Raw genomic sequence first — 24,507 nt, 5'->3', positions numbered from 1 at the left:
GGCACGAGTTGAGTTGTTCAGCCTGCGGCGCGCCGCTGCATGACCTGAAAATGCTGCCGTGTAACCGGCAAAAGAGTCAGAAAAAAAGCGTGTCGACCGCCAGCATCCCCTCAGATCGGCGCAAGAAGGTGCAGCGAAAGGTCAAGAAGCGCAAATCGCTATTCTCGCGGGTCCTGGAAGAGGCCTGGGACGTGGTCGAAGACGTCTTCGACTGACGCTGGAGTCGAACACATCCAAATCACATCCCCGTAACCGGGCTTTAATAATTGTGGCGAAGCGGGCATTTTAGCCCAATCGCAACTATGATTCATGCCGGAATGCCAACCAGACGCACTATCCTAGCCGGGTTGGGAGCCTTCGTTCTTGCCCCTGCAGCGCGCGCTGCCTCGCCTATGATCTTTTCGGATCAGGGCGCAGCAATATCGGGCTTTGACACGGTGTCCTATTTCACCAGTGGCGGGCCTATTGCGGGCCATCCCGAAAATGCGCTGATGTGGAAGCATGCGATCTGGCGGTTTGCCAGCCATGCCAATCGCGAGGCTTTCGAGGCCAATCCACGCGCCTATGCTCCGCAATTTGGCGGCTATTGCGCTTACGCTGTCTCGCAGGGCTTTCTGACCACGACCGATCCAAAGATCTGGCATATCGTGAATGACAAACTCTATCTGATTCATTCAAACGCCGTGGATCGGGAGTGGATGCGCGATCCCGAGGCCAATATCGTACGGGCCGAGGCAAACTGGCCTTCGGTCCTTTACGGCTGATCGGCGGAAATCCGCCAGTTGACCCACGCGCTGTCACGAAAATGGCATCTCCCTCTTTTATTTCGCGGGGCTACACATACCTCACATTGTGACCGCGGACAGGAACTTCCGCGCGTCATTTCACTGTCCCTCGTTCCATACCTTGCGCCCAGGATTTCCTGGGCGCTTTTTTCTTTGGGCGGGACGGGTTAAGGAGCTTTATGAGCACCTATGATGACGCATATCTCAAGGATATCCTTCAGCGCACGAAGGTGGTCGCGGTGGTGGGCGTGTCGATGAACCCGGTGCGGCCCAGCTACTACGTGGCCCGCTATTTGGGGCTGAAAGGGTTCCGGGTGATCCCTGTCAATCCCGGCCATGCGGGCAAAGAACTGTTTGGCGAGACCGTCCGCGCCGGGCTTGGCGACATTTCCGAACCGGTCGATATGGTCGATATCTTCCGCCGCTCCGAAGCAGTGCCGCCGATCGTTGATGAGGCAATCGAGGTCTTTCCCAAACTGCGCACCATCTGGATGCAGATCGGCGTCCAACATGCAGAGGCTGCTGCGCGCGCCCAGGCGAGAGGCATCGATGTGATCCAGAACCGTTGCCCCAAGATCGAATACCAGCGCTTGTTTGGCGAATTGCGCATGGGTGGATTCGCCACCGGGATTATCTCGTCCAAGCTATAAGCAAACGGCTTGTGTTGATGCTGCGCGTCCGCTTTGTGGACACCGAGCGATTCTTCACGTTCCGAACACAAATGTCAGCTTCAGATTGGCATCAAAAACCGTTCAGAGTTCCGAGTTACCTTTCTCAATGGGTAGATTTTCGCTCCACCTGCGAAGCTCGTCGAGGAAACCGAGTGCCGTTCGACCGAATTCCGTTACTTCGTAGACCACCGATAGCGGCTTCGTTTTGGCGACCTCCCGGTGCACCAGTCCCTGCGCCTCTAACTGGCGAAGCCGTTCGGTGATCATTTTCTTGCTGGCGCCGCCGATCATGCGCGAGAGGTCGTTGAAGCGCACCGGGCCGTCCTTGAGATGCCACAGGATTGATCCGGTCCATTTCCCACCAATGATCCGCATGCCACGTTCTATCGCGCAGGGCGTTACGCATGTGTTGTCGACGGTTTTGCGGCCATTTTGGTCTTGTCTTATGCGGGCATCCATTGGTCTTGTCTCCTCGCTGGAGCAGGTTACAAAAAGTATACTAGTTGAATTTCTTCGCTTTGTGCGCAGCTTTGGTCTGGTCTCGACGCTTGTGACCCCTGATCGGAGATTGATGATGGCCCAACCCGCAATTCACCTCTACACCGCCGCAACAATGAACGGCTATAAACCGGTCATTTTCCTGGAAGAAGCCGGCGTGCCTTACGACGTTACCGCCGTGGATTTCTCGAAGCAGGAACAGAAAGCACCTGACTATCTGCGGCTTAACCCAAACGGAAAAATCCCGACGATCGTCGACCGTGACGAGGATCGCGCCATCTTCGAAAGCGGTGCCATTCTTTGGCATTTGGCGGAGAAATACGGCAAGTTTCTTCCGGATGATCCGCTGAAGCGCTCTGAGGTCATGCAATGGATGTTTTTCCAAGTGGGTCACGTTGGCCCGATGATGGGACAGGCCATGTACTTCCAACACATCGCTGCGCCCAACGGGCATGAGGAGCCGTTTTCGATAAAGCGATACGTGGATGAATCGCGCCGGTTGCTTGAGGTTTTGGACACGCGTCTCGACGGTCGCGATTGGCTTGCGGCGGATGAGTACACTATCGCGGATATGATGACCTATCCCTGGGCACGCGCCTATGTCTGGGCTCGCGCAAGCGTAGACGGCTTGCCGCATTTGCAGGCTTGGTTCGAACGGATCAACGCCCGCCCGGCCGTGCAAAAGGCGTTATCCATTCCTAAAGCCAATCCGCAGTTTTGGGATGTCGACGCTGACGCCACTGCATTTGCGAAAGAAAACGCTGCGCGTTTTGCGGGTGACGTGAGAACTTGATGATGAATGCAGAAAGGTTTTCGTTGGTGTGGAAAATCGGAAGTCGGCACTCCTTGCTACACCGGGCTCATACCGGCCTGCGGACAATGCGACTCAGATATGACCAATGAAGACTTTGTGCGGACGGTGCCCCGGCTTTTGTCCGAACTTATCAGCACATGGCCGCTATTCGGAAGACTCAGTTTCTGGCTTCTAAGCGGCGGCGCCTTCTTTCCAGCACTTCCAGGCGCGCCTCCCAGTCATAGCGGGCATCTTCAAGGGTTGGCATCCAGTGCAACTCACCGGCCCCGCGCCAGGGGTCGAGAACGATTCCGTCCTTAAACCCGTCGCCCTTCCTGCTGATGATGGCGGTGCTGTGATCGACCCGAAACCCGTTGCGCGGTTCGGCAATGGCGCGGTGCATGGTCAGGGTCTGAAAATTCTCCTGCTTGAGCCGCGCTTCGATATCCTCGGCCCATTGGTAACACAAGCCGCGCTCCTTGAGGCCGGAATTGACCTTGGCGTTATGAACAATCGGCGGATCGGTGATGTCATATTCCTGCGCCAATTGGGCGGAATAGCCATAGGCAATACGCGCGGCGCGCTCTGCTTCTTCGGGATTGACCTCAGGGCCGAGCGAGCGAATCTCCTGCGCCAGCAGGTCGACATCAGCGCGGTCCACGGTGATGGGCTGATGGGTACAGGCGCTGATCAGAGCCACTACCAACAGGGCCAAGGCGGACTTGAACACTCGTATCATGACGTCATCCCGTGTGAATCGCGGTGAATTTACCCGCTTCCTGCCGTGTTCGGCAGTGGGTTGCAATTCAATCGCCGGATCGTGTGGCTTTTTCGGCAAGACCGCTCATGTTTTGACGCCGCGCCAGCTCGTCCAGCACCGCCTCAAGCGATACATCCCGCGCTTCCAGCATGACCAGTAGGTGATAGAGCACATCTGCCGCCTCAGTAGTCAGCGCGTCGCGGTCCCCTTTGACCGCTTCGATGATAGCCTCGACCGCTTCTTCACCGAACTTTTCGGCGCATTTCTCGGGTCCCTTGGCCAAAAGCCTGGCCGTCCAGCTGCTGTCGGGATCCGCGGTTTTGCGCGCCGCGATTGTGGCAGCTAGGTCGTGCAAAATGCTCATGTCAGCCTCATCGGGATACCTGCGGCGGTCATATGCGCCTTGGCCTCATGTATTGTGTATTCGCCAAAATGAAAGATCGAGGCCGCCAGCACGGCACTGGCGCCGCCCTTGGTCACGCCCTCGACCAGATGATCCAGATTGCCGACCCCGCCCGAGGCGATCACGGGCACGTCCACCGCATCGCTGATCGCGCGGGTCAGGGGCAGGTTGAACCCGGCCTTGGTGCCGTCACGATCCATCGAGGTCAGCAGGATTTCACCTGCGCCCTTGCTGACTACGGTACGGGCGAACTCCACCGCGTCGATGCCGGTGGGCTTGCGTCCGCCATGGGTGAAGATCTCCCACTTGCCGGGCGAGACGGTCTTGGCGTCGATGGCGCAGACGATGCATTGGCTGCCGAACTGGTCGGCGGCCTCGGCAATCACATCCGGGTTGGCCACGGCGGCGGAGTTGAAGCTGACCTTGTCGGCCCCCGCCAGCAGTAGCGCGCGCACATCTTCGCGGGTACGAACCCCGCCGCCCACGGTTAGCGGCACGAAACACTGCTCGGCGGTGCGTTGCACCACATCGAACATGGTGCCGCGGTTTTCATGCGTGGCGTGGATGTCCAGAAAGCAGATCTCGTCCGCACCTGCCGCATCATAGGCCTTGGCCGATTCCACCGGATCGCCCGCATCGCGCAGGCCAACGAAATTGACGCCCTTGACCACCCGGCCATCGGCGACATCAAGACAGGGAATGATGCGTGTTTTCAGCATGAGCCATCCTTTGTTGCGCCCCTCCTAGCGGCAAAGCTTCGCCGATGCCAGACTTGTGATTGTATTATGGGTCTAAGCCGTGGAAATTGAACGGGAAGTCATAGAGGGAAAGACATCATGCGTGGTCTGTTTTTGGCAGCATTACTCACATTTGGAAGTACGGTTACGGCAATGGCGGACGATATTATCAAGGTAAAGACCGACAAATCGGTGGCAGAGGCGCTGGATGCGCTCGAAGCGGCGATCGGCAATGCGGGCGCGACCGTGTTTGCGCGCATCGATCATGCGGCGGGAGCCGAGAAGATCGGCGACAGCATTCCGGCCAATCAGGTTCTGATTTTCGGCAATCCGAAGATTGGCACACCGGCGATGAAGATTGACCCGCTGGCAGGGTTGTTTCTGCCGCTCAAAGTGCAGGCCTATGAGGATGCGCAAGGGCAGGTCTGGCTAAGCTATGAAGACCCCAAAGAGACCTTTGACGAGCTGGACGATGTCGAGAACTCTCCGGCGGTCGAAGTCATGCAGGGCGCGCTGAAGAAGCTGACAGCCGCTGCGGCGCAGTAAACGCCGTACCTCAAAGACTGACGGGCAGGGCGGATATTTGGGTATCCGCCCTTCTTTGTTTAGGATGTGGCATCACGTTTTGAGGGGACCACATGTTCTTTCTCCGTTTTGCAGTCTCCGCCACGCTGGCGCTTTGCTTCGCCACGCCCTTGATTGCGGATGGGATCATGGATGCTGAGGAGATGCTGGCCACACTCCCCGGGGCGGTTCTGTCGGGAATATCGAACGAGGATGGCTCCACCCGGTGGGTTCAGACCTATGATCACTAGGGCGGCGCGACGGGGGTGTTCGGTCAGAGGGACTATACCTCCAACTGGTCGATCCATCGCGATCTATGGTGCGAGGATTGGGGAAGCGGCACTGGTTGCTGGCGGCTGGAGCGCGTCGACGAAACCACGATCCAGCCCTATCACGGGGACCGGAAGCTGACGAATGTCTGGACCATTCTACGACCTGCCGGGGACAATTCCAGCAAATATTAGGCGTGTTGCGACAAGCTGGTCAGCGCCTCAGACAGGTCAATCGCCCCATCATACAGCGCGCGGCCCGAGATTGCGCCGTTCAGGTCCGCGCCGCAATCGCGCAGGGCGATCAGGTCGTTGATCGACGACACCCCGCCCGAGGCGATCACCGGGATCGAGATGGCGCGGGCAAGCGCGGCGGTGGCCTCGATATTGGGGCCCTGCATCGCGCCGTCGCGGTTGATATCGGTATAGATGATCGCGGCAACGCCGGCATCCTCGAATTGCCGGGCCAGATCGGTGACCTCGACATCGGTTTCCTCGGCCCAGCCCTTGGTGGCGACCTTGCCATTGCGGGCGTCGATGCCCACGGCCACTTTGCCGGGAAAGGCGCGCGCGGCCTCGCGCACCAGATCGGGGTTTTCGACGGCGACCGTGCCCAGAATGACGCGGGCCAGCCCTTTGTCGAGCCATCCCTCGATCGTGGCCATGTCGCGGATGCCGCCGCCCAACTGTGCGGGCACGCCGCAGTCACGCAGGATCGCCTCGACCGGGGCCGCATTGACCGGCTCACCCGCAAAGGCCCCGTTCAGATCGACCAGATGCAGCCATTCGCAACCCGCTTCAACAAAGGCGCGGGCCTGCGCGGCGGGGTCGTCGTTGAACACCGTCGCTGCCTCCATCTCGCCGCGCAAAAGCCGCACGGCCTGACCGTCCTTGAGATCGATGGCGGGGTATAGGATCATGGGATAAGCGGCCTTCTGCTGATTTAGCCGGGGATATGGCACAGCACGCGCAGGGGATGCAACGCGACCCAACGTACCTCTTGCCTGAATCGTGCATTTGCTCACAGTGGCTGCAGTCAACAGGAGGACACTCATGATGAAGAAAACGATCCTTACCGCTGTGACGCTGGTGGGTTTCGCGGCAGCCGCCCATGCCGATCCGGTCGACGGCATCTGGAAGACGGGCACAGGTGACGGAGGCGGCTATCTGCATGTGTCCATCGCGCCCTGCGGCAGCGCCATCTGTGGCACGATCGACAATGCGTTCAATGCCTCCGGCGACGAAGAGCTGAATTACGAGCATGACGGCAAGCAGATGATCTGGGACATGGTGCCGGACGGAAACGGTGAGTATAGCGGCGGCAAGATCTGGGACCCGGAAGCGGACAAAACCTACAAATCGAAGATGAGCCTCAACGGCAACACGCTGACCGTCAAAGGTTGCGTCGCAGGCGGTTTGGTCTGCAAAGGCCAGGACTGGACTCGCGTCCAGTGATGCGCAGGGCGCCCCGTCAGGGGCGCCAGTTCAGGAAGTTTCCGATCATGCGCAGGCCGGTCGCCTGACTCTTTTCCGGATGGAACTGCATACCGATCATCGTGTCTCGCCCGATGACGGCAGTGACCTCACCGCCATAGTCGACATGGGCCAGCCGCTCTGCCGGGTTGGTGACGCGGAACTGGTAGGAATGCACGAAATAGGTATGATCGCCGGTCTTGATGCCTGCAAAGATCGGGTGGTCGCTGTTGATCACCAGATCGTTCCAGCCCATATGCGGCACTTTCAGCGCGCTGTCTTCTGGTTCGATCTTCACCACATCGCCTGACACCCAGCCAAGGCCCGCCGTCTCTTGGTATTCGTGGCCGGTGGTCGCCATCAGTTGCATGCCGACGCAGATGCCCAGAAAGGGCCGACCGCGATCTTCGACCGCCTCGACCATCGCGTCATGGATACCCTTGTGCCCGCGCAACTCGGCCGCGCAGGCTGGAAAGGCACCGTCACCGGGCAGTACCAGCCTGTCAGCGCGGGCGACAACATCCGCGTCCGAGGTCACCACAACCTCGCCCGCATCCATCTCAAGCGCCATGCGCTGAAACGCCTTTTCGGCGGAATGCAGATTGCCCGACTCGTAGTCGATGATGGCAGTCAGCATCTAGAGCGTACCTTTGGTCGACGGCACGGCATCCGCTTTGCGCGGGTCGGTCTCGACCGCCGCGCGCAGCGCGCGGGCCACCGCCTTGAAGGCGGCCTCGGCGATGTGGTGACTGTTCAACCCGTGCAACTGGTCCACATGCAGCGTGATGCCGCCATGGGTGCTGAAGGCCTGAAAGAACTCGCGTACCAGCTCGGTGTCGAAGCTGCCGATCTTGGGTGTCGGCAGATCAACATTCCAGATCAGAAAGGGGCGCGCCGACAGGTCCAATGCGCAGCGCACCTGGGCGTCATCCATCGGCAGGTGGCATTCGCCATAGCGACAGATGCCGGTTTTTTCACCCAGAGCCTCGGCCAGCGCCTGACCCAGCGCGATGCCGGTATCCTCGACCGTGTGGTGATCGTCGATATGCGTGTCGCCCTTGGCCCAGATAGTCATGTCGATCAGCGAATGGCGCGACAGTTGATCCAGCATATGGTCAAAGAACCCGACCCCGGTCTGAATGTCATAGCGACCGGTCCCGTCGAGGTCGATTTCGACGGAAATCTCGGTTTCTGCGGTCTTGCGGCTGATCGTGGCGCGGCGCATGGCGAAATCCCTTTGTTCCGCGCGCTTATAGTCCCGCCGCTGCCGGAATTACCAGCCCGCGATACCATCCGGTGACGAAGTGTTGCGCCGAAACAGGCTGGTTCGGCATCATCCTCTAGCCCAGTTCGTAGCTGGTGATCCCATAGATTCGGTTCAGGTCGATATCGGGCGCATGGCTTGAATACATGCGGCCTGTTTCAAAAACCTTGTCCAGCCCGAGTTGATCCACCAACGCAAAGGCAGACGTGTTTGGTCGAGGCATGTCGATAAACACGTCCTGGTCCTGATGTTCTTTCGGGACCGCCCGAAGCAGGGATGCCAGCAATGCGCGAGCGATATCGGGATCATCCGCAAAGAGCGGCCCGACCTTGTAGCCGGTGTGACAAGGCCGCAGCGTTGCATAGCCTTTGATCTGGCCGTTCTCCAGGCAGACGCGCGAGATATGGCTTGGCGCGCTCAGCCAGTCGTTAAGAAACACATCCCGCGCAGAGGGAAACATCATCCGGTCATAGGCGCGAAGGTCTTCACTGACGCTGGCAAGCGGAAGAATGCCTTCGCTGTCTTGATGTCCCAATTTGGAAAGGATGCCGGAAACCGTGCCGGAAAAGCGATAATTGTCATAAGCCAGCTTAAAGCCGAACTTGCGATAGTTGTCCTGCTGCTCGACGACACCGTCCATCCCCATATTGCGGTCTTCGCAGCGGGCCTTGACCGCCTCGGCGACCTGCAACCCATAGCCTGAACCGCGAAATTCGGGGCGGACAATGTAAAACCCCAGAAACGAAAAGGCGTCGTCATAGTTTACCGAAGACGCGGATGCGATCATCTCGCCATTCAGAAAGCCGCCCAAAAAGCCGTCCGGGTCGCTGGATCGAAAACAGGTGGCATCATGATGGCCGGGGTTCCATCCTTCGCCCGCGGCCCAGTCGACGGCGGTTTGCACCTGTTCGGGGGTCATGGGTCGAATGACGTAATCAGACATGGGGGCACCTCGCTTCGGATCGTACAGACACCATAGATGTGACCCATCGCGCGATGCTACTAGGGCCATGCGAAAATCTGAAGAGAGTTTAATTTGGAGCGGGCGAGGCGATTCGAACGCCCGACCCTAACCTTGGCAAGGTTATGCTCTACCCCTGAGCTACGCCCGCATCCATTTGGCCAATCGGCCTGGGGTCTCAACTGGAGCGGGCGAGGCGATTCGAACGCCCGACCCTAACCTTGGCAAGGTTATGCTCTACCCCTGAGCTACGCCCGCCCGGTTGAGTGAGGAGGGAGATATAAAGTCCCGCCAGTCCCTGCAAGGGGAAAATGGTTGGTGCGGAAACTTTTTGCCGTTGCGCCACCCGGCGTCAACATTAGAGCGCGAGAGCCAGGTTTGTCAGCGCCGCGAGCAGGATCGTTGCAAAGGTCAGCAGCATGCCGATCTGGCGCAGCAGCAGGATCGGGTCGGCCCGCCCGAAGCCATACGCGTGCAACACGCGCCCAAGCAGCAGCGACAGTCCCAGCAGGTGCAGATACCAATGCCCCGCGCCCTGCCATTCCGCCATCAGCAGCAAGAGCAGGGCAAAGGGCGCGTATTCGGCGCAGTTCCCATGCGCCCGCATCGCCTTCATCAGATCATCGTCGCCGCCATGGCCCATTGAAATGCGCCGCCGCCCACGCCGGACAATCACATTGGCGCTGAGCGCCACATAAAGAATGGCGATGAGAGCTGCGTAAATCGGTGTTACGGATATCATGCGCTTTGCCCCGGTCTGTTGTACCCGACCCTGCGCCAACTGATATCGGCGCAGGGTCGCTTGGCAGATAGCATGTTATTCCAGTTCAACCAGCAGATCTTTTGCGTCGATTTGGCCGCCGGGCTGGACATGCAGTGCGGTGACCACCGCGTCGCGCTCTGCGTGGATGCCGGTTTCCATCTTCATCGCCTCGATGGTCAGCAGCAGGTCGCCCTCGCTGACTCTCTGGCCCGCCTGTACCGCAACGCTGGCCACCACGCCGGGCATCGGCGCACCAACATGATTGGCGTTGCCTGGTTCGGCTTTGGGCCGTTGCACGGTCTTGGATGTGACCAGGCGGTTGGGCACCCGGATCACGCGCGGCTGGCCGTTGAGTTCGAAGAAAACCTTGACCTCGCCTTTTTCGTCCGTCTCGCTGACGGCCTGACAGCGGATTTCCAGCGTCTTGCCGGGATCGATCTCGGCGCTGATCTCTTCGCCAGGTTCCATGCCGTAAAAGAAGGTGCGTGTGGGCAAAGTGCGGACCGGGCCATAGGTGCGGTGGCGGCCCATATAATCCATGAAAACCTTGGGATACATCAGGTACCCGTTCAGGTCCTCGTCATCGACTTTCTTGCCCTCAAGCTCTGCGCTTATCTTGGCGCGTGTTTCTTCCAGATCGACGGGCGGCACGTCCTTGCCGGGACGCTCGGTATTGGGCCGCTCGCCTTTAAGGATCTTGGACAGGATCACGTCTGGGAAGCCGCCCGGAGGCTGACCCAGATTGCCGCGCATCATGTCTATCACCGAATCGGGGAAGGACACCTCAGTCTCGGGGTTCTCGACATCGGTGCGGCTAAGTCCCTGGCTGACCATCATCAGCGCCATATCACCCACCACTTTGGACGAGGGCGTGACCTTGACGATATCGCCGAACATGCGGTTCACATCCGAATACATCTGCGCCACTTCGTGCCAGCGCTCTTCCAGACCCAGCGAGCGTGCCTGCGCCTTGAGATTGGTGAACTGACCACCGGGCATCTCGTGCAGATACACCTCTGAGGCCGGGGCCTGCAGGCCGCTTTCAAACGCGGCATACTGGCCGCGCACCGCTTCGAAATAGTCGCTGATCTCGCGGATTGCCTTCACGTCCAGCCCAGTATCGCGGTCGGTATGGCGCAGCGCCTCGACCACGGTGCCGAGCGTGGCCTGGCTGGTATTACCGCTGAAGGCGTCCATGGCGCAATCTACCGCGTCCACCCCGGCCTCGGAAGCGGCCAGAATCGTCGCGCTGGCAATGCCGGCCGTGTCATGGGTATGGAAATGGATGGGCAGACCCACCTCTTCCTTGAGCGCCTTGATCAGGACGCGGGCCGCAGCCGGTTTGAGCAGCCCGGCCATGTCTTTCAGACCCAGCACATGGGCGCCCGCATCACGTAGTTCCTTGCCCATATCGACATAGTATTTCAGGTCATACTTGGCGCGATCCGGGTCCAACACATCGCCGGTATAGCAGATGGTGCCTTCGCAGATCTTGTTGCTCTCGATCACCGCATCCATCGCGACACGCATATTCTCGACCCAGTTCAGGCTGTCGAACACGCGGAACACGTCGATATTTTTGGCAGCCTGCCGGACAAATTCCTGCACCACGTTGTCTGGATAAGTGGTGTAGCCCACCCCATTGGCCCCGCGCAGCAGCATCTGGGTCATCAGGTTTGGCATCGCCTCGCGCAGGTCGCGCAACCGCTGCCACGGGCATTCCTGCAGGAAGCGATAGGCCACGTCAAAAGTCGCACCGCCCCAGCATTCCACCGAGAAAAGCTGCGGCAGGTTGGCGGCATAGCTGGGCGCCACCTTGATCATGTCGATCGAGCGCATCCGTGTGGCCAGTAGCGACTGGTGCCCGTCACGCATGGTGGTGTCGGTGATCAGAAGCTGCCGCTGCGCTTTCATCCAGTCGGCGACGGCTTGCGGGCCTTTCTGCTCCAGCAGGTTGCGAGTGCCCATCATCGGCTCGGCTTTTTTGGCGGGGGCCACGGCGGGTTTGAGATCGGCGCGGGGTTCGGGCCGGTCCTTGGTTTCGGGATGCCCGTTCACCGTGATGTCGGCGATATAGGTCAGAACCTTGGTGCCCCGGTCGCGGCGCTGTTTGAAGCTGAACAGCTCGGCGGTCTCGTCGATGAACTTGGTGGTGTATTCATTGCTGAGGAAAGTGGGGTGTTTCAGCAGGTTCTCGACAAAGGCGATATTGGTGCTGACACCGCGAATACGGAACTCTCGCAGCGCCCGATCCATCCGTGCAATCGCCTTTTCCGGGGTCTGGGCCGAGGCTGTGATCTTGGTCAGCAGCGAATCGTAGTAGCGTGTGATCACACCGCCCGCATAGGCCGTGCCGCCATCCAGGCGAATGCCCATGCCCGTGGCCGAGCGATAGGCGGTGATCCGACCGTAATCGGGGATGAAGTTGTTCAGCGGGTCCTCGGTGGTGATCCGCGTCTGCAAGGCGTGACCGTTCAATTGCACGTCGTCCTGGCTGGGTTTGCCGGTCGCTTCGGCAATGGTCTTGCCCTCGGCGATCAGTATCTGTGATTGCACGATGTCGATGCCGGTCACCTCTTCGGTGACGGTATGTTCGACCTGCACGCGGGGGTTCACTTCGATGAAGTAGAACTTGCCAGTCGCCATATCCATCAGGAACTCGACCGTGCCTGCGCATTCGTAATTCACGTGTTTGCAGATCTTGTAGCCCAGATCGCAAATCTCGGCGCGCTGTTCCTCGGACAGGTACGGGGCAGGGGCGCGCTCGACCACTTTCTGGTTACGGCGCTGGACCGAGCAGTCACGCTCGAACAAGTGATACATGCCGCCATGCTTGTCACCGAGGATCTGCACCTCGACATGGCGGGCGCGGGTGATCATCTTTTCCAGATAGCCTTCGCCATTGCCAAAGGCGGCCTCAGCCTCGCGCCGGCCTTCCAGAACCTTTTCTTCCAGTTCGTCCTCGCCAAAAATCGGACGCATCCCGCGGCCGCCACCGCCCCATGACGCTTTCAGCATCAGCGGATAGCCGACCTCAGCCGCCTCGGCGCGGATCGCATCCATGTCATCGCCCAGCACCTCGGTTGCCGGGATCACCGGCACGCCGGCCTCGACCGCGACCCGTCGGGCGCTGGCCTTGTCGCCAAGCGCGCGCATGGTTTCGGCCTTGGGGCCGATGAAGGTGATGCCGTTCTTGGTGCAGGCATCCACGAAATCGGGGTTCTCGGACAAGAGGCCATAGCCGGGATGGATCGCATCCGCGCCACATTCCTTGGCTACGCGAATGATCTCGTCAATCGAGAGATAGGCCGCAACCGGGCCCATGCCTTCGCCGATCCGATAGGCTTCATCCGCCTTGAAGCGATGCAGGCCCAGCTTGTCCTCCTCGGCATAAACGGCGACGGTTTTCTTGCCCATCTCATTGGCGGCGCGCATCACGCGGATGGCAATTTCGCCTCGGTTGGCAATCAGGATTTTCTTGAAGTCAGTCATTGGATGTCCCGCGTCATTGTCGAGTTGGCCGATTTGTAAGCCTGTCGTAGCGTCAAGTATATTGGGAGTTCTGGGTAGAAACGGCATTTATGTGTCGGCAAGCGGCTAGAATCTCACCAGCCGCGTCTTTTCATGGGGGTGCGAGGGGTCGCAAGGCCATGGGCGCGGGCAGATCGCGCAGGGATTGCGCCCCCAACTGGCCCATATTCGCTTCCATATCGCTCTTGAGAATGTCGATCACGTGATCCGGGCCGCTGGCCCCCAGCGCGGCCAGACCATAGTGAAACGCCCGGCCGAGCATGACAAAATCCGCGCCCAGGGCCAGCGCGCGCAGGATATCCAGCCCCCCTTCGACACCGCTGTCAAATATCACCGGCAGATCGGTGGCGGCGCGGATCTCCGGCACCCTGTCGAGCGCGCCGGGCGCGCCGTCAAACTGGCGCCCGCCATGGGTCGAGACCCAGAGCGCGTCCACGCCTGCCCGTTGCAGCGGGTCTGCGTCTTCTGCGCGCAGGACCCCTTTGATGATAAGCGGCCCCTCCCAATGGTCGCGCAGCCATGTCACATATTCCATGTCCGGGGACGCCCGCAGTAGATATCCGATATGGGCGGTCGGCGGCAGGTTGTCCTGCCCCGAGATATATTTGTCCAATGTGCGCATGCGCGGCCTGCTGCCACGCGCCATTGCTGTCGCCCAGGCAGGCCGCTGTGCGATCTGCGCCAGCAGGCGTGGCGTCAGTCGGGGCGGGTGGGTCAGCCCGGACCGGGTCTGCCGCTCGCGGCGTGAGGCGGTCGGCACATCCACGGTCAAGACCAGGGTCGAAAACCCTGCCTGCCTGACCCGGTTCAGCAGGTCTTGCCGAATCTCGGGGTCCTTTGGCGGATAGAGCTGAAACCACGCCTCGGGTCCGATATGGGGGGCCATATCTTCAGGGCTCTGGCTGGCCACGGTGGACAGGACATAGGGGATGCCCGCTTGCGCGGCGCTTTGGGCAAGCGCCTGTTCCGCGCCCTGCCAGACAAGGCCGGACATGCCGACCGGAGCAACACCAAAGGGAAGGGGATAATTGCGATCCAGAAACCGAGTGGTCAGATCGAAATGCATCGGACCTTTCAGGATGCGCGGCAGAAACCCGATCTGATCGAGTGCCTGTCGGTTTCGCGCCTTGCCATTCTCGGCCCCGGTCCCGCTGTCGAGATAGTCCCAGACGAATTTCGGCAGGCGACGTTGCGCCTTTTCTTTCAGATCAGCAATGCCGGGATAGGTGCTGTGCAAATCCATGGGCGGCTTTTACGCTGCGTCGCGGCGACAAGTCCAGACTTATCCTGTCAGCGAATGGCTGCTATTCGGTCAGGTCCGCTTTCCGAAACCCGATATGTACTTTCTTTTGATTCATTCACGTTGCGTTATGCGTTCAGAGTCTCGGACGGTGTGGCCAAACAGGGGCCTTGAGGGCGTCGCGCCGTTAGGTCTCGCGATGCCGAGCGCTCGTTCCCGTTTCGCAAGAATCTGAACGAGGGTTGATCCGAACTCGTGGAAATCGGCAATGCGTTCAGGCGGCCGTCGCCGGTGGTGGTGTCTGGTGCTTTATCTTGTGCTTATCCGACCCGTCATTGCCCGAGGCATCAGCTTGCGTCGATCCAGCGACCTGCACCTGATTTCGGCCCTTGTCCTTGGCGTTACAAAGCGCGTCATCTGCCGCGCGCAGCAGATCCTGCGGTATGGTGCCATGCGCCGGATAATGCGCAACGCCAACTGAAATGGTGATGCGCGGCAGGGCTTTCTCTCCATATCGGACCGAGACCGCCTCGACGGCTTGCCGGAGTTGTTCGGCGCGCATCATGGCATCATCGGGGGTGTTGTCCGGCAGGATCAGTACGAACTCCTCTCCGCCAATGCGACAGGCGACCTCGTCCCGGTCACAGCCCTGCTCCAGCGCCGCACCCACAGCCCGCAAGACCATGTCACCTGCATCGTGCCCGTGCGTGTCGTTGAACTTCTTGAAGTGATCGACGTCGACGGCAATCAGGCTTAGCGGCGCACCCGTCTGCTGGCTGCGACTGATGCCCTTGCGCAGGGATTCGGTCATGTGGCGACGATTGAACAGCCCGGTCAGAGGGTCGCGCACCGACTGATCGTGCAACTGATCCCGCATCCGCACATTTGCGATCGCCATGCTGATCTGTTCCGCACAAAGCTGCGCCAGCTTTCTGCTGCTGTGAAACTCCTCTCCGCGGCCTTCATGAGAGCGCAGATGCAGCAATCCCACCGTTTCGCCATGCGCCAGAATCGGAAAGCAGAAATACGGCCGCCCGTCATGTGGTTCGGCATGTTCGCAAACAAAATCGATCTCTGAGGCGCCAAACTCATAGGTGCGCCCGCGGCGCAGGCCCCAGCATCCTTCGGGGTGAATATGTGCTTTATGCGACCCGCCATTCCAACTGGCACATCCGTCCAGCACGTCACGGGAATTGGAATAGACATACACGCTGCCCTCGGCTCCGGGCAGAATATGGGTCATGAACCGGGATACCATATCAAACAGCTCATCCAACGAGCGGCTGGATTGCAGCCATTCGTTCAACTCACCCAGCAGCCGCACCTCTCGTGCCAGGCGCAGCTGATCTTCCATCAGCTTGCGTTCCTTGTCATTGCGATTGCTGAGGGTGCGCAGTTGCATGCGGTTGGCGCGATAGACCACCAATAAGACCATGAAGATGGAGGTAACGACCAAACCGCTTATCAGAAACATCAGCGGCTGCACACGCTCCAGGAATGTCTTACGCAATTCAGTGACGTCGGTGAAGAACTCCAGCGCGCCCAGATAGGCGCCGCCGCTGGTGACCGGGGTGACGGTTTCAGCAACGTCTCTCATTTGATCCGAGCGGGCGATGGCGCTGGTTTCGGTTTAAAGCACCTCTAGCGCCGAGCGGCTGGAGAGATCGAAGAATGTCTCGCCGCTGACCGTCGTGCCGCGTCTTTCGGGGTGCAGGGCCGGGGCGTGACTGTGCGGCCCGGCGGAAGACCAGTTAGGCTTGCCGGTCGCATCATAAATCTGCAGCCGGAAGATATCGGAGGTTTGCGGAACAAGATGCAGCAACTCAAGGTCTTGTTGCGCAACTTCGCCCTCACCAAATGTCTCTTGCAGGTTGGTGATGAAAGACGTCACCTGCCGCTGCCAGACACCGGACTGGTGCCGGATATCAGCCTCGATCATCCTGTCGACGATTGGATTGGCACCGCGTAAGGCACCCCAGGCGGCTGCGGCGAGCACCGCAAGAACAGCCAGACCGATGCTCAGCCGCGACAGCAGTCGTTTGACACGCCGCGTCATCGAAGTATTTGCCATCTCGAGTCCCCTAGAGCCTGAGCAAGACTGTGCCGGGGCCGGGTTTGACAATTTGTAAACGCGGTCACGCGGATTGACGCGGATTTTGTTCTAATTGTTCAGAGTTTGTCAGAAACTCGAATTTCGCACGAACAAGAGGTGAACAAACTCTTTCCAATTGATGCGTACCGGCGTAGTTTACGCGCCATGAGCAGCCATGACGAACTAGAGGCGTTCGAACACGCATCTCTCTCCGCCCGCGCCATGGGTGCGCGCCCGACACCCTATCTTGACGATCTGAACCCGGCACAGCGGGATGCCGTTGAATTGCTGGATGGCCCGGTGCTGATGCTGGCGGGCGCGGGCACCGGTAAGACCAAGGCGCTGACCACCCGGATCGTGCATCTGCTGAACACCGGATCTGCCCGTCCGAACGAGATTCTGGCAGTGACCTTCACCAACAAGGCCGCTCGCGAGATGAAAGAGCGGGTCGGGCGCATGCTGGGCCAGCCTGCCGAAGGGATGCCCTGGCTGGGGACCTTCCACGCGATCTGCGTGAAACTGCTGCGTCGCCATGCCGAGTTGGTGAACCTGAAATCGAACTTCACCATCCTCGACAGCGACGATCAATTACGCCTGCTCAAACAAGTGGTGCAGGCCGCCAATATCGATGACAAACGCTGGCCCGCGCGCATGCTGGCGGGTATCATCGATGACTGGAAGAACCGCGCGATTACGCCCGACAAGGTGCCCTCGGCCGATGCCGGAGCCTATAACCACAAGAGCGTTGAGCTCTATGCGCAATACCAGACCCGCCTGCGCGAGTTGAACGCCGTCGATTTCGGCGATTTGCTTTTACACATGGTCACTATCTTCCAGAGCCATGAGGATGTGTTGCAGCAATATCAACGCTGGTTCCGCTACATCCTCGTGGATGAGTATCAGGACACTAATGTCGCACAATATATGTGGCTGCGGCTGCTGGCGGGCGCGCATAAGAACATCTGCTGCGTGGGCGATGATGACCAGTCGATCTATGGCTGGCGCGGAGCCGAAGTGGGCAACATCCTTCGGTTCGAAAAGGATTTTCCGGGCGCTCATGTGGTGCGGCTGGAGCAGAATTATCGCTCCACCCCGCATATTCTGGCGGCCGCGTCGAACGTGATCCGCGGCAATCAGGGGCGGCTGGGCAAGGAGCTTTGGACCGAGGCGGAAGAGGGCGAAAAGGTCCGCCTGATTGGCCATTGGGATGGCGAAGAAGAGGCGCGTTGGATCGGCGAGGAAATTGACGCGATGCAGGGCGGCACCCGTGGTGTGCGGCCCATGAACCTGGATGAAATGGCGATTCTTGTGCGCGCCAGCCACCAGATGCGCGCATTCGAGGATCGGTTCCTGACCATCGGGCTGCCGTATCGCGTGATCGGTGGGCCACGGTTCTATGAGCGGATGGAGATTCGCGATGCCATGGCCTATTTCCGGCTGGTGGTCAGCCCCGAGGATGATCTGGCCTTCGAGCGGATCGTGAACACGCCCAAACGCGGCCTTGGTGACAAGGCGCAGCAGACCATCCAGATGACCGCGCGCGCAAACGGTGTGTCACTGGTTGAGGGCGCGCGCCTTGCAGTCGAGCAGGGTGCGATCAAGGGCAAGGGCGGCGGCGCTCTGCGCGAGTTGGTCGAGGGTTTGGCCCGCTGGGGCCGGATGGCGGGTGACAAGGACCTGACCCATATGGAACTGGCTGAGATCGTTCTGGACGAATCCGGCTATACGGGCTTCTGGCAGAACGACAAGACTCCCGAGGCACCGGGGCGCTTGGAAAACCTCAAGGAGTTGATCAAGGCGCTGGAAGGGTTCGAGAACCTGCAGGGCTTCCTCGAACATGTTAGCCTGATCATGGATAACGAGCAAAACGATGGAGGGGCCAAGGTCTCGATCATGACGCTGCACGCTGCCAAGGGGCTGGAATTTCCCGCCGTGTTCCTTCCGGGATGGGAGGACGGGCTGTTCCCCTCTCAGCGCAGCATGGACGAATCGGGGATCAAGGGCCTCGAAGAGGAACGGCGGCTGGCCTATGTGGGCATCACCCGCGCCGAAGAGGTCTGTACGATCTCTTTTGCCGCGAATCGTCGGGTCTTTGGCCAGTGGCAGAACTCCATGCCGTCCAGATTCATCGATGAACTGCCCGAGGCCCATGTCGACGTGCTGACGCCACCCGGTCTTTATGGCGGCGCTGGCGGCGGATTCAGCGCGCAGGGAATCGAGACCCGCGCGGCCGAGGCCAATGTCTATAACTCACCGGGATGGAAACGCCTGCAGGCGCGGCAGGGTCAATACGGCATGTCGCAGCCAAAAGAGAACCGCAATACGGTGATCGACATGGATGCTGTGGCCAGTTTCACCCTGGGCGAGCGCGTGTTTCACCAGAAATTCGGCTATGGCGCGGTGATCGGCATCGAAGGTGAAAAGGTCGAGGTGGAGTTCGAAAAGGCCGGGCTGAAGAAAGTTGTTGCCCGGTTCCTGAATGCCAGCGACGACGTGCCTTTCTGAGCCAATCTCGAACCCGACTGCATGAATCGAAAACGGCGGCACCCGGGAGGAGGTGGGTGCCGCCGCTCTCTTGCAACACCAGGCCTAGGGAGGAGGAGAAGACCTGATGTGTTCCGCATCCGGGTCAACCCCGGTATTTGAGCAACGGCGATGCCCCGGGAGGAGGTGGAGCATCGCCGCTCTTGCAACACCGAAAGCCTTGGGAGGAGGAGCGGCCCCGGTGGTGTCGGTTCCGGCGTCACGGGCCGGTATTTTGGCGACGGCATCAGGGAGGAGGAGGATGCCGCCGCTGCTTTCAGCCCCCCAAGGGAGGAGGAGAGGGGCGCTGAAATTCTATTCTCTTGCGCCTCAGGCGGCGCGGTTGTCGTAAGAGGCTTCCATCGCGATCTGGCGGATCATGCTGCGATGAATACCCAGATCGGCGAGGTCGCGGTCCGACAGAGCCGAAAGCTCGCTCAGTGTCCGGCGATATAGGCGGTACTGTTCGAACCGGTTTTTGAGGTTTTCGATACCGGCATAGAAGCCGGAAAGTTCGAGGCCGTTTGCGGCACTGAAGTCGTTTGTAGCTGCCATTTTGCTCATCCATCCGTGTGTCGTTGCGCTGGGATCGTCCCGCGCTGTTGAGACTGAAGATAGGCGAATGCTGCGGATGCACAATGGCTTGCGTGATCAATGCTGCTATGCAGAATATGCATGGATTGTGTATTGAAATCATGTAGTTCGATTTTCTCCCTTTTTTTGTTAGCGTTAGCGCATGGCCGAAGATCGGGGTCATGAAACTCACAAAAAAGTGTGCGCCTACCATTTACGCGCTGCGCCAGCGCTTTGGTTGTCTCTTGTGCGAAATAAGGGCGGTGTTCCTTCACTGCGTCTTGGGCAAATCGGGCAATCTTACCTCGCGCGCTTCTGCCGATCACATGACTCTGCCTGCTTTACGTACGGCATGGGAATTCATGGGCGGGTTTGGGTTTTGCTCCCTCCGGGGGCGCGATGCGGCCTCCAAACCTCTCACTATTGCTTTGATTCGCCTTTGATATTTTGAACATAAAGTGAACATCAGGACCTTTGCCGACGGGGGCTAAATTTCTCTGGGATTATATGGGATATTTTGGTGTGCTCGTTTTGGCACTATATGTGGTGTGAGTTTTAATCCAACGTCACATATAGGGTATTTCAGTGGGGCAAATGTGTGATTTCTTATGTGTTGTGACAGTGCCTCTCCGCTCCTAAATTAAAATTTGCTCATAATTTCCTATTGATTTCCATGAATTCCCATGTCATCCCTTATTCATCCGATGAGGACGAGGCGACAAGGGGCACCAAACGACCCCGGTAAGAACAAAAAACGGTTTCATACAGGCATCTCGCTTTCATCAGACCAAAGAGATCCGGCGCGCGGGCGAGCAGACATCCCCCCCCCAGGTGCGCGTGCAGTCGGACTTCCCGCAAAGCGGGCCAATGCGGCGGGTTGATCAGTGGCAGCAGATCAACCCGCCGTATCTCGTTTCCGGGGGCGGAAAAGTTTTGGTGGGGCGCGAGCAAAAGGGACAGTCAGCTTGGCGCGCATGTTTAGAGGCGAAAGCCACCATAAGGTGGACGGCAAGGGCAGGGTGTCGATCCCGGCCTCGTTTCGCCGTGTTCTGGAGGCGGGCGATCCCAACTGGCAATCCGGCAGCAACCCCGAACTTGTCATCGTCTATGGCGATCACCGCCGCAACTTTCTTGAATGCTACACCATGGAAGCCATCGAAGAGGTCGATGCCAAGATCGCCCAGCTGTCGCGCGGCTCGATGGAGCGCAAGCTGCTGCAGCGCCTGTTCCACGGACAGTCCTTTCCCACCACAGTGGACGAGACCGGACGCCTGGTGCTGCCTGCCAAGCTACGCAAGAAAATCGATCTCAAGGATGAGGCCTTCTTCTTCTCCACCGGGGATACCTTCCAGATCTGGAAGCCCGAGACCTATGAGGTCGAGGAATTGGGCAAGTTCGAGGACTTCATGGACGATCTGCCCGACGATTTCGATCCGATGCAGTTCCTGGATGGCGCCGGGGGGGCGTAACGGCATGGCTGCCGCGCGCCCACCTTCAGATGATCCTCACATTCCCGTCCTGCTCCGCCCGCTGTTGCAAGCGGTCGCGCCGGTCTCGGGCGTCTGGCTGGACGGCACGTTTGGCGCCGGGGGGTATACTCGCGGCTTGTTAGAGGCCGGCGCCGAGCGCGTGATCGCCGTCGACCGCGATCCGCTGGCCTTTGAGATGGCGGCAGACTGGGCAGGGGAATATGGTGACCGGCTGGTGATGCAGCGGGGGGTATTCTCCCGAATGGATGACTATGCACAGGACCTGCATGGTGTGGTGCTGGACCTCGGCGTGTCCTCGATGCAGCTCGATCTGGCCGAGCGCGGGTTTTCCTTTATGAAAGACGGCCCGCTCGACATGCGCATGAGCCAGGAGGGCGAAAGCGCCGCCGATCTGGTCAATACCGCCTCCGAGGGCGCGCTTGCCGATATCTTTTTTCACTATGGCGAGGAACGCGCCAGCCGCCGTATCGCCAAGGCGATCGTCAAGGCGCGCGCCGAGGCCCCGTTTGAGACCACGTTGCAATTGTCCGGCGTAATCGAGCGCTGTCTGCCACGCCCCAAGCCCGGCCAGTCCCATCCCGCAACCCGCAGCTTTCAGGCGCTGCGCATTGCGGTGAATGCCGAATATGACGAGCTGTTTCAGGGGCTGATGGCGGCTGAGCGGGCCTTGAGGCCGGGCGGTGCGCTGGCTGTAGTGACCTTCCATTCCATCGAGGATCGGATGGTCAAACGCTTCCTGCAGGCCCGTGCCGGACGTACCGGGCGCGCCAATCGCTATGCGCCCGAGCAGGCGCAGGAACAGCCACAATTCGACCTCAAGACGCGCAAGGCGATTGGGCCTGACCCGCAAGAGCTTGAGGAAAACCCGCGGTCGCGGTCGGCAAAACTGCGGGTGGCGGTGCGCACGGATGCGCCCGACGGGGGTATCGATGCCAAAAGCATCGGTATGCCGCAATTGAAGGGGGCAAGATGAGAAGCGTGATTTACGTGCTCACCGCCTTGGCCGTTTTCGGCCTTGCGCTCTGGGCCTATCAGGAAAACTACAAGACCCAGCAAGTGCTGAAAGAGACGCAGACATTGCAGCGCCAGATCGGCGCCGCGCAGGTGCGGCTGAGCGTGCTGCGCGCCGAATGGGCCTATCTCAACCGCCCCGACCGGTTGCGCGAGCTGGCGGATCTGAACTTTGACCGGTTGGGTCTCTTGCCCCTGCGCCCCGATCAGTTCGGCAAGGTGGATGAGGTCGCCTATCCGCGCCCGCCAGAGCCGGAGATCACCATCAACAACGCCATTGATGTGCGCGCCATCCTTGAGGAGCAGTTCCCATGACCCGCACGCCCCTGCGACCACTGGCCCGTGTGCTTGAGGCCCGTGCCAAGGGTCAGAACCCGGCAGCCATCGAACGCGAGAACATCCGCAAGCGCCACGAAGAGATGCGCGATCGCACCCGCGCCCGCGCCGAAGGTCGCCTGCTGGTGCTAGCTGCCTTCTTCTTCTGCGCCTTTGGCGTGGTTGGTGCGCGCATGAGCGTCATGGCCACCGCTGAACCGCAAGAGCCGATTGCCAGTGTTCCGGGCGCATCGATTGCCACCCAGCGCGGCGACATCGTCGACCGGCAGGGGCGCATTCTGGCGACCAATTTCGAGACCCATTCGCTTTATGCCCAGCCGCCGCTGATGGTCGATCCGATGGCTGCGGCCGACGGGCTGGTACAGATCTTCCCCGATCTCGACCGCGACCGGCTGGTCAAGGATTTCACCGGCAAGCGCAAGTTCCTCTGGATCAAGAAGCGCATCTCACCGGAACAGAAACAGGCGGTGCATGATCTGGGCGATCCCGGTCTGCTGTTCGGTCCCCGCGAAATGCGCCTCTATCCCAATGGTCAACTGGCCGCGCATATTCTGGGCGGAGCCGGTTTCGGCAAGGAAGGAGTCAGCGCCGCCGAAGTGATCGGTGTGGCCGGGGTCGAGAAGAAGTTCGACACCTACCTGCGCGACCCGGCGAATGGCGCGAAGCCGCTGCAATTGTCGCTGGACCTGACCGTGCAGGCGGCGGTTGAGCGGGTGCTTTATGGTGGCATGAAGATCATGAATGCCAAGGGTGCCTCGGCGGTGCTGATGGATGTGCATACGGGCGAGGTGATTTCGGCTGCTTCGCTGCCATCTTTCGATCCAAATGATCGTCCGCGCCCGCCCACATCCGGGTTTGATCCCTCCGATAGCCCGCTGTTCAATCGTTATGTGCAAGGGGTCTACGAACTGGGTTCGGTCTACAAGATCTTCACGGCGGCACAGGCGGTCGATCTGGGGCTGGTGAATTCGAACACCATCATCGACACCTCTGGCCCCATGCGGATTGGGCGGTTCCCGATTGGTGAGTTTCAGGGCAAGAATTACGGCAAGCTGAGCGTGGCTGACGTCATCGTCAAAAGCTCGAACCGGGGCACCGGGCGGCTGGCCATTCAGATCGGCGGTAAGCGGCAGCAGCAGTTCCTCGACGGTTTGGGCATGTTCGACCCGACCCCGTTCGAGATTGTCGAGGCCGCGGGCGGCAAGCCGCTTCTGCCCAAGAAATGGGGTGAGCTCAGCACTGTGACGATCTCTTACGGCCACGGGCTGTCGACCAGCCCGATGCATCTGGCCGCCGGGTATGCAGCCATCGCCAATGGCGGCAACTATGTAAGTCCGACGATTCTGAAAAAGACCGGAGCGCAATACGGCCCGCGCGTGATGTCGAACAACGCTGCGAAACAGGCTCGCGACATGCTGCGCAAAGTGGTGACCAGCGGCACGGCCAGCTTTGGCGAAGTGCCGGGATATGAGGTGGGCGGCAAGACCGGCACCGCCGACAAGCCCAAGCCGCGCGGTGGCTATTACGACAAGAAGGTGATCGCCACCTTCGCTTCGATCTTTCCGATGAGCGATCCGAAATACGTTCTGGTGGTGACCCTGGATGAGCCATCGATTCTCGCCTACGGCGAAAAGCGGCGCACGGCGGGCTGGACCGCCGTGCCGGTGGCGGCTGAACTTATCGGGCGCGTGGCCCCACTGTTAGGGCTGCGGCCAAAGGTTGAGCCCGTCGATCCCGCTGCTATAACGCTGACCGCAAACTGATCGGCAA

At 59.9% G+C, this 24,507-nt stretch carries 27 protein-coding genes and 2 tRNA genes; 13 read left to right on the top strand and 16 right to left on the bottom strand.

Translation table 11 applies throughout. From position 1 onward, the window contains the following. Positions 1-89: 89 nt before the first annotated feature. The 3 genes from Q5Y75_RS11570 to Q5Y75_RS11560 all read left to right on the top strand — a co-directional run bounded on the left by Q5Y75_RS11570 (position 90) and on the right by Q5Y75_RS11560 (position 1,435). Positions 90-215 carry a hypothetical protein gene (locus Q5Y75_RS11570; protein ID WP_306197436.1) on the top strand — a complete coding sequence of 42 codons (126 nt, stop codon included), beginning with the start codon at positions 90-92 and terminating at the stop codon, positions 213-215. Between the two features lie 102 nt (positions 216-317). Beyond that, on the top strand, positions 318-764 hold the full coding sequence (locus tag Q5Y75_RS11565) for a YHS domain-containing (seleno)protein (RefSeq protein WP_306197434.1): 447 nt from the start codon (positions 318-320) through the stop codon (positions 762-764). Between the two features lie 200 nt (positions 765-964). After that, entirely contained in the window at positions 965-1,435 is a 471-nt protein-coding gene (locus Q5Y75_RS11560) for a CoA-binding protein (protein WP_306197431.1), read from the top strand. A 102-nt stretch (positions 1,436-1,537) separates the two neighbouring features. On the opposite strand, the gene Q5Y75_RS11555 is transcribed toward Q5Y75_RS11560, so the two are convergent. Beyond that, a complete protein-coding gene (locus tag Q5Y75_RS11555; protein WP_306197429.1) occupies positions 1,538-1,915 on the bottom strand; it encodes a winged helix-turn-helix transcriptional regulator in 378 nt (125 codons plus the stop codon). Positions 1,916-2,030: 115 nt separating this feature from the next. Between Q5Y75_RS11555 and Q5Y75_RS11550 the strand changes: the two genes are divergently transcribed. Then, positions 2,031-2,747, top strand: coding sequence for a glutathione S-transferase family protein (locus Q5Y75_RS11550; RefSeq protein ID WP_306197427.1), 717 nt, complete (start codon positions 2,031-2,033; stop codon positions 2,745-2,747). A gap of 178 nt (positions 2,748-2,925) precedes the next feature. Here Q5Y75_RS11550 and Q5Y75_RS11545 read toward each other — a convergent pair whose 3' ends face one another. The 3 genes from Q5Y75_RS11545 to hisF all read right to left on the bottom strand — a co-directional run bounded on the left by Q5Y75_RS11545 (position 2,926) and on the right by hisF (position 4,629). Continuing rightward, positions 2,926-3,486, bottom strand: a complete 561-nt coding sequence (locus Q5Y75_RS11545) for a hypothetical protein (protein WP_306197424.1) — start codon at positions 3,484-3,486, stop codon at positions 2,926-2,928. A gap of 67 nt (positions 3,487-3,553) precedes the next feature. Beyond that, a complete protein-coding gene (locus tag Q5Y75_RS11540) occupies positions 3,554-3,871 on the bottom strand; it encodes a phosphoribosyl-ATP diphosphatase (RefSeq protein WP_306197423.1) in 318 nt (105 codons plus the stop codon). Next, the gene (gene hisF / locus Q5Y75_RS11535; protein ID WP_306197420.1) at positions 3,868-4,629 is read right to left on the bottom strand and encodes an imidazole glycerol phosphate synthase subunit HisF; all 762 of its coding nucleotides are present in this window, start codon (positions 4,627-4,629) and stop codon (positions 3,868-3,870) included. The genes Q5Y75_RS11540 and hisF overlap by 4 nt, the downstream gene beginning before the upstream one ends. A 171-nt stretch (positions 4,630-4,800) precedes the next feature. On the opposite strand from hisF, the gene Q5Y75_RS11530 reads away from it, so the two are divergent. The 3 genes from Q5Y75_RS11530 (at position 4,801) to Q5Y75_RS11520 (ending at position 5,675) form a co-directional block, all read left to right on the top strand. Beyond that, positions 4,801-5,193: a DUF302 domain-containing protein gene (locus tag Q5Y75_RS11530; RefSeq protein ID WP_306197417.1), complete on the top strand. Its 393-nt coding sequence runs from the start codon at positions 4,801-4,803 to the stop codon at positions 5,191-5,193. A gap of 92 nt (positions 5,194-5,285) precedes the next feature. Further along, entirely contained in the window at positions 5,286-5,462 is a 177-nt protein-coding gene (locus Q5Y75_RS11525; protein WP_306197415.1) for a hypothetical protein, read from the top strand. Positions 5,463-5,477: 15 nt separating this feature from the next. After that, entirely contained in the window at positions 5,478-5,675 is a 198-nt protein-coding gene (locus Q5Y75_RS11520; protein ID WP_306197413.1) for a hypothetical protein, read from the top strand. Here the strand turns inward: Q5Y75_RS11520 and hisA are convergent. Continuing rightward, entirely contained in the window at positions 5,672-6,400 is a 729-nt protein-coding gene (hisA, locus tag Q5Y75_RS11515; protein WP_306197411.1) for a 1-(5-phosphoribosyl)-5-[(5-phosphoribosylamino)methylideneamino]imidazole-4-carboxamide isomerase, read from the bottom strand. The genes Q5Y75_RS11520 and hisA overlap by 4 nt on opposite strands. A 133-nt stretch (positions 6,401-6,533) precedes the next feature. Between hisA and Q5Y75_RS11510 the strand changes: the two genes are divergently transcribed. Beyond that, entirely contained in the window at positions 6,534-6,935 is a 402-nt protein-coding gene (locus tag Q5Y75_RS11510) for a DUF2147 domain-containing protein (RefSeq protein ID WP_371933256.1), read from the top strand. A gap of 16 nt (positions 6,936-6,951) precedes the next feature. Here the strand turns inward: Q5Y75_RS11510 and hisH are convergent, their stop codons facing one another. The 10 genes from hisH to Q5Y75_RS11460 form a co-directional block, all read right to left on the bottom strand. After that, complete coding sequence (gene hisH / locus Q5Y75_RS11505; protein ID WP_306197409.1) at positions 6,952-7,590, bottom strand: imidazole glycerol phosphate synthase subunit HisH; 639 nt, start codon at positions 7,588-7,590, stop codon at positions 6,952-6,954. Continuing rightward, a complete protein-coding gene (gene hisB / locus Q5Y75_RS11500) occupies positions 7,591-8,178 on the bottom strand; it encodes an imidazoleglycerol-phosphate dehydratase HisB (RefSeq protein WP_306197407.1) in 588 nt (195 codons plus the stop codon). A gap of 115 nt (positions 8,179-8,293) precedes the next feature. Further along, positions 8,294-9,160 carry a GNAT family N-acetyltransferase gene (locus tag Q5Y75_RS11495; RefSeq protein WP_306197405.1) on the bottom strand — a complete coding sequence of 289 codons (867 nt, stop codon included), beginning with the start codon at positions 9,158-9,160 and terminating at the stop codon, positions 8,294-8,296. 94 nt (positions 9,161-9,254) lie between these two features. After that, positions 9,255-9,329: transfer RNA gene (locus Q5Y75_RS11490), tRNA-Gly, on the bottom strand. Positions 9,330-9,361: 32 nt separating this feature from the next. Beyond that, a tRNA-Gly gene (locus Q5Y75_RS11485) sits at positions 9,362-9,436 on the bottom strand. 100 nt (positions 9,437-9,536) lie between these two features. Continuing rightward, on the bottom strand, positions 9,537-9,920 hold the full coding sequence (locus tag Q5Y75_RS11480) for an MAPEG family protein (protein ID WP_306197403.1): 384 nt from the start codon (positions 9,918-9,920) through the stop codon (positions 9,537-9,539). 75 nt (positions 9,921-9,995) lie between these two features. Further along, the gene (locus Q5Y75_RS11475) at positions 9,996-13,433 is read right to left on the bottom strand and encodes a pyruvate carboxylase (protein WP_306197401.1); all 3,438 of its coding nucleotides are present in this window, start codon (positions 13,431-13,433) and stop codon (positions 9,996-9,998) included. A gap of 130 nt (positions 13,434-13,563) precedes the next feature. Further along, positions 13,564-14,715 (bottom strand): alpha-hydroxy acid oxidase, encoded by a 1,152-nt coding sequence (locus Q5Y75_RS11470; RefSeq protein ID WP_306197399.1) that lies wholly within the window; start codon positions 14,713-14,715, stop codon positions 13,564-13,566. A gap of 271 nt (positions 14,716-14,986) precedes the next feature. Further along, positions 14,987-16,309 carry a sensor domain-containing diguanylate cyclase gene (locus Q5Y75_RS11465; protein ID WP_306197397.1) on the bottom strand — a complete coding sequence of 441 codons (1,323 nt, stop codon included), beginning with the start codon at positions 16,307-16,309 and terminating at the stop codon, positions 14,987-14,989. A gap of 33 nt (positions 16,310-16,342) precedes the next feature. After that, entirely contained in the window at positions 16,343-16,783 is a 441-nt protein-coding gene (locus Q5Y75_RS11460) for a hypothetical protein (RefSeq protein ID WP_306197395.1), read from the bottom strand. Positions 16,784-16,969: 186 nt separating this feature from the next. On the opposite strand from Q5Y75_RS11460, the gene Q5Y75_RS11455 reads away from it, so the two are divergent. Then, positions 16,970-19,309, top strand: coding sequence for an ATP-dependent helicase (locus Q5Y75_RS11455; protein WP_306197394.1), 2,340 nt, complete (start codon positions 16,970-16,972; stop codon positions 19,307-19,309). Positions 19,310-19,657: 348 nt separating this feature from the next. On the opposite strand, the gene Q5Y75_RS11450 is transcribed toward Q5Y75_RS11455, so the two are convergent. Then, positions 19,658-19,882, bottom strand: coding sequence for a DUF1127 domain-containing protein (locus Q5Y75_RS11450; protein WP_306197392.1), 225 nt, complete (start codon positions 19,880-19,882; stop codon positions 19,658-19,660). Between the two features lie 983 nt (positions 19,883-20,865). On the opposite strand from Q5Y75_RS11450, the gene mraZ reads away from it, so the two are divergent. From mraZ to Q5Y75_RS11430, 4 genes are read left to right on the top strand one after another with little or no spacing between them, the layout of a single operon-like run. Then, positions 20,866-21,369 (top strand): division/cell wall cluster transcriptional repressor MraZ, encoded by a 504-nt coding sequence (gene mraZ / locus Q5Y75_RS11445; protein ID WP_306197391.1) that lies wholly within the window; start codon positions 20,866-20,868, stop codon positions 21,367-21,369. 4 nt (positions 21,370-21,373) lie between these two features. Then, positions 21,374-22,363: a 16S rRNA (cytosine(1402)-N(4))-methyltransferase RsmH gene (gene rsmH / locus Q5Y75_RS11440; RefSeq protein WP_306197390.1), complete on the top strand. Its 990-nt coding sequence runs from the start codon at positions 21,374-21,376 to the stop codon at positions 22,361-22,363. Next, positions 22,360-22,716 (top strand): cell division protein FtsL, encoded by a 357-nt coding sequence (gene ftsL, locus Q5Y75_RS11435; RefSeq protein WP_306197388.1) that lies wholly within the window; start codon positions 22,360-22,362, stop codon positions 22,714-22,716. Before rsmH ends, ftsL begins: the two co-directional genes overlap by 4 nt. Then, the gene (locus tag Q5Y75_RS11430) at positions 22,713-24,500 is read left to right on the top strand and encodes a peptidoglycan D,D-transpeptidase FtsI family protein (protein WP_306197386.1); all 1,788 of its coding nucleotides are present in this window, start codon (positions 22,713-22,715) and stop codon (positions 24,498-24,500) included. The genes ftsL and Q5Y75_RS11430 overlap by 4 nt, the downstream gene beginning before the upstream one ends. Positions 24,501-24,507: the final 7 nt, after the last annotated feature.

The organism is Ruegeria discodermiae (assembly GCF_030758345.1).
Taxonomy (GTDB): Bacteria; Pseudomonadota; Alphaproteobacteria; order Rhodobacterales; family Rhodobacteraceae; genus Ruegeria_C.
Note: the sequence above shows the minus strand (reverse complement) of the source record. Positions and strands in the feature narration are given on the sequence as shown.

Coding starts and splice junctions, on each gene's coding strand:
- Q5Y75_RS11565 (WP_306197434.1), top strand. CDS start 318: ATGCCAACCAGACGCACTATCCTAGCCGGGTTGGGAGCCTTCGTTCTT.
- Q5Y75_RS11560 (WP_306197431.1), top strand. CDS start 965: ATGAGCACCTATGATGACGCATATCTCAAGGATATCCTTCAGCGCACG.
- Q5Y75_RS11555 (WP_306197429.1), bottom strand. CDS start 1,915: ATGGATGCCCGCATAAGACAAGACCAAAATGGCCGCAAAACCGTCGAC.
- Q5Y75_RS11550 (WP_306197427.1), top strand. CDS start 2,031: ATGGCCCAACCCGCAATTCACCTCTACACCGCCGCAACAATGAACGGC.
- Q5Y75_RS11545 (WP_306197424.1), bottom strand. CDS start 3,486: ATGATACGAGTGTTCAAGTCCGCCTTGGCCCTGTTGGTAGTGGCTCTG.
- Q5Y75_RS11540 (WP_306197423.1), bottom strand. CDS start 3,871: ATGAGCATTTTGCACGACCTAGCTGCCACAATCGCGGCGCGCAAAACC.
- hisF (WP_306197420.1), bottom strand. CDS start 4,629: ATGCTGAAAACACGCATCATTCCCTGTCTTGATGTCGCCGATGGCCGG.
- Q5Y75_RS11530 (WP_306197417.1), top strand. CDS start 4,801: ATGGCGGACGATATTATCAAGGTAAAGACCGACAAATCGGTGGCAGAG.
- Q5Y75_RS11525 (WP_306197415.1), top strand. CDS start 5,286: ATGTTCTTTCTCCGTTTTGCAGTCTCCGCCACGCTGGCGCTTTGCTTC.
- hisA (WP_306197411.1), bottom strand. CDS start 6,400: ATGATCCTATACCCCGCCATCGATCTCAAGGACGGTCAGGCCGTGCGG.
- Q5Y75_RS11510 (WP_371933256.1), top strand. CDS start 6,534: ATGATGAAGAAAACGATCCTTACCGCTGTGACGCTGGTGGGTTTCGCG.
- hisH (WP_306197409.1), bottom strand. CDS start 7,590: ATGCTGACTGCCATCATCGACTACGAGTCGGGCAATCTGCATTCCGCC.
- hisB (WP_306197407.1), bottom strand. CDS start 8,178: ATGCGCCGCGCCACGATCAGCCGCAAGACCGCAGAAACCGAGATTTCC.
- Q5Y75_RS11495 (WP_306197405.1), bottom strand. CDS start 9,160: ATGTCTGATTACGTCATTCGACCCATGACCCCCGAACAGGTGCAAACC.
- Q5Y75_RS11480 (WP_306197403.1), bottom strand. CDS start 9,920: ATGATATCCGTAACACCGATTTACGCAGCTCTCATCGCCATTCTTTAT.
- Q5Y75_RS11475 (WP_306197401.1), bottom strand. CDS start 13,433: ATGACTGACTTCAAGAAAATCCTGATTGCCAACCGAGGCGAAATTGCC.
- Q5Y75_RS11470 (WP_306197399.1), bottom strand. CDS start 14,715: ATGGATTTGCACAGCACCTATCCCGGCATTGCTGATCTGAAAGAAAAG.
- Q5Y75_RS11465 (WP_306197397.1), bottom strand. CDS start 16,309: ATGAGAGACGTTGCTGAAACCGTCACCCCGGTCACCAGCGGCGGCGCC.
- Q5Y75_RS11460 (WP_306197395.1), bottom strand. CDS start 16,783: ATGGCAAATACTTCGATGACGCGGCGTGTCAAACGACTGCTGTCGCGG.
- Q5Y75_RS11455 (WP_306197394.1), top strand. CDS start 16,970: ATGAGCAGCCATGACGAACTAGAGGCGTTCGAACACGCATCTCTCTCC.
- Q5Y75_RS11450 (WP_306197392.1), bottom strand. CDS start 19,882: ATGGCAGCTACAAACGACTTCAGTGCCGCAAACGGCCTCGAACTTTCC.
- rsmH (WP_306197390.1), top strand. CDS start 21,374: ATGGCTGCCGCGCGCCCACCTTCAGATGATCCTCACATTCCCGTCCTG.
- ftsL (WP_306197388.1), top strand. CDS start 22,360: ATGAGAAGCGTGATTTACGTGCTCACCGCCTTGGCCGTTTTCGGCCTT.
- Q5Y75_RS11430 (WP_306197386.1), top strand. CDS start 22,713: ATGACCCGCACGCCCCTGCGACCACTGGCCCGTGTGCTTGAGGCCCGT.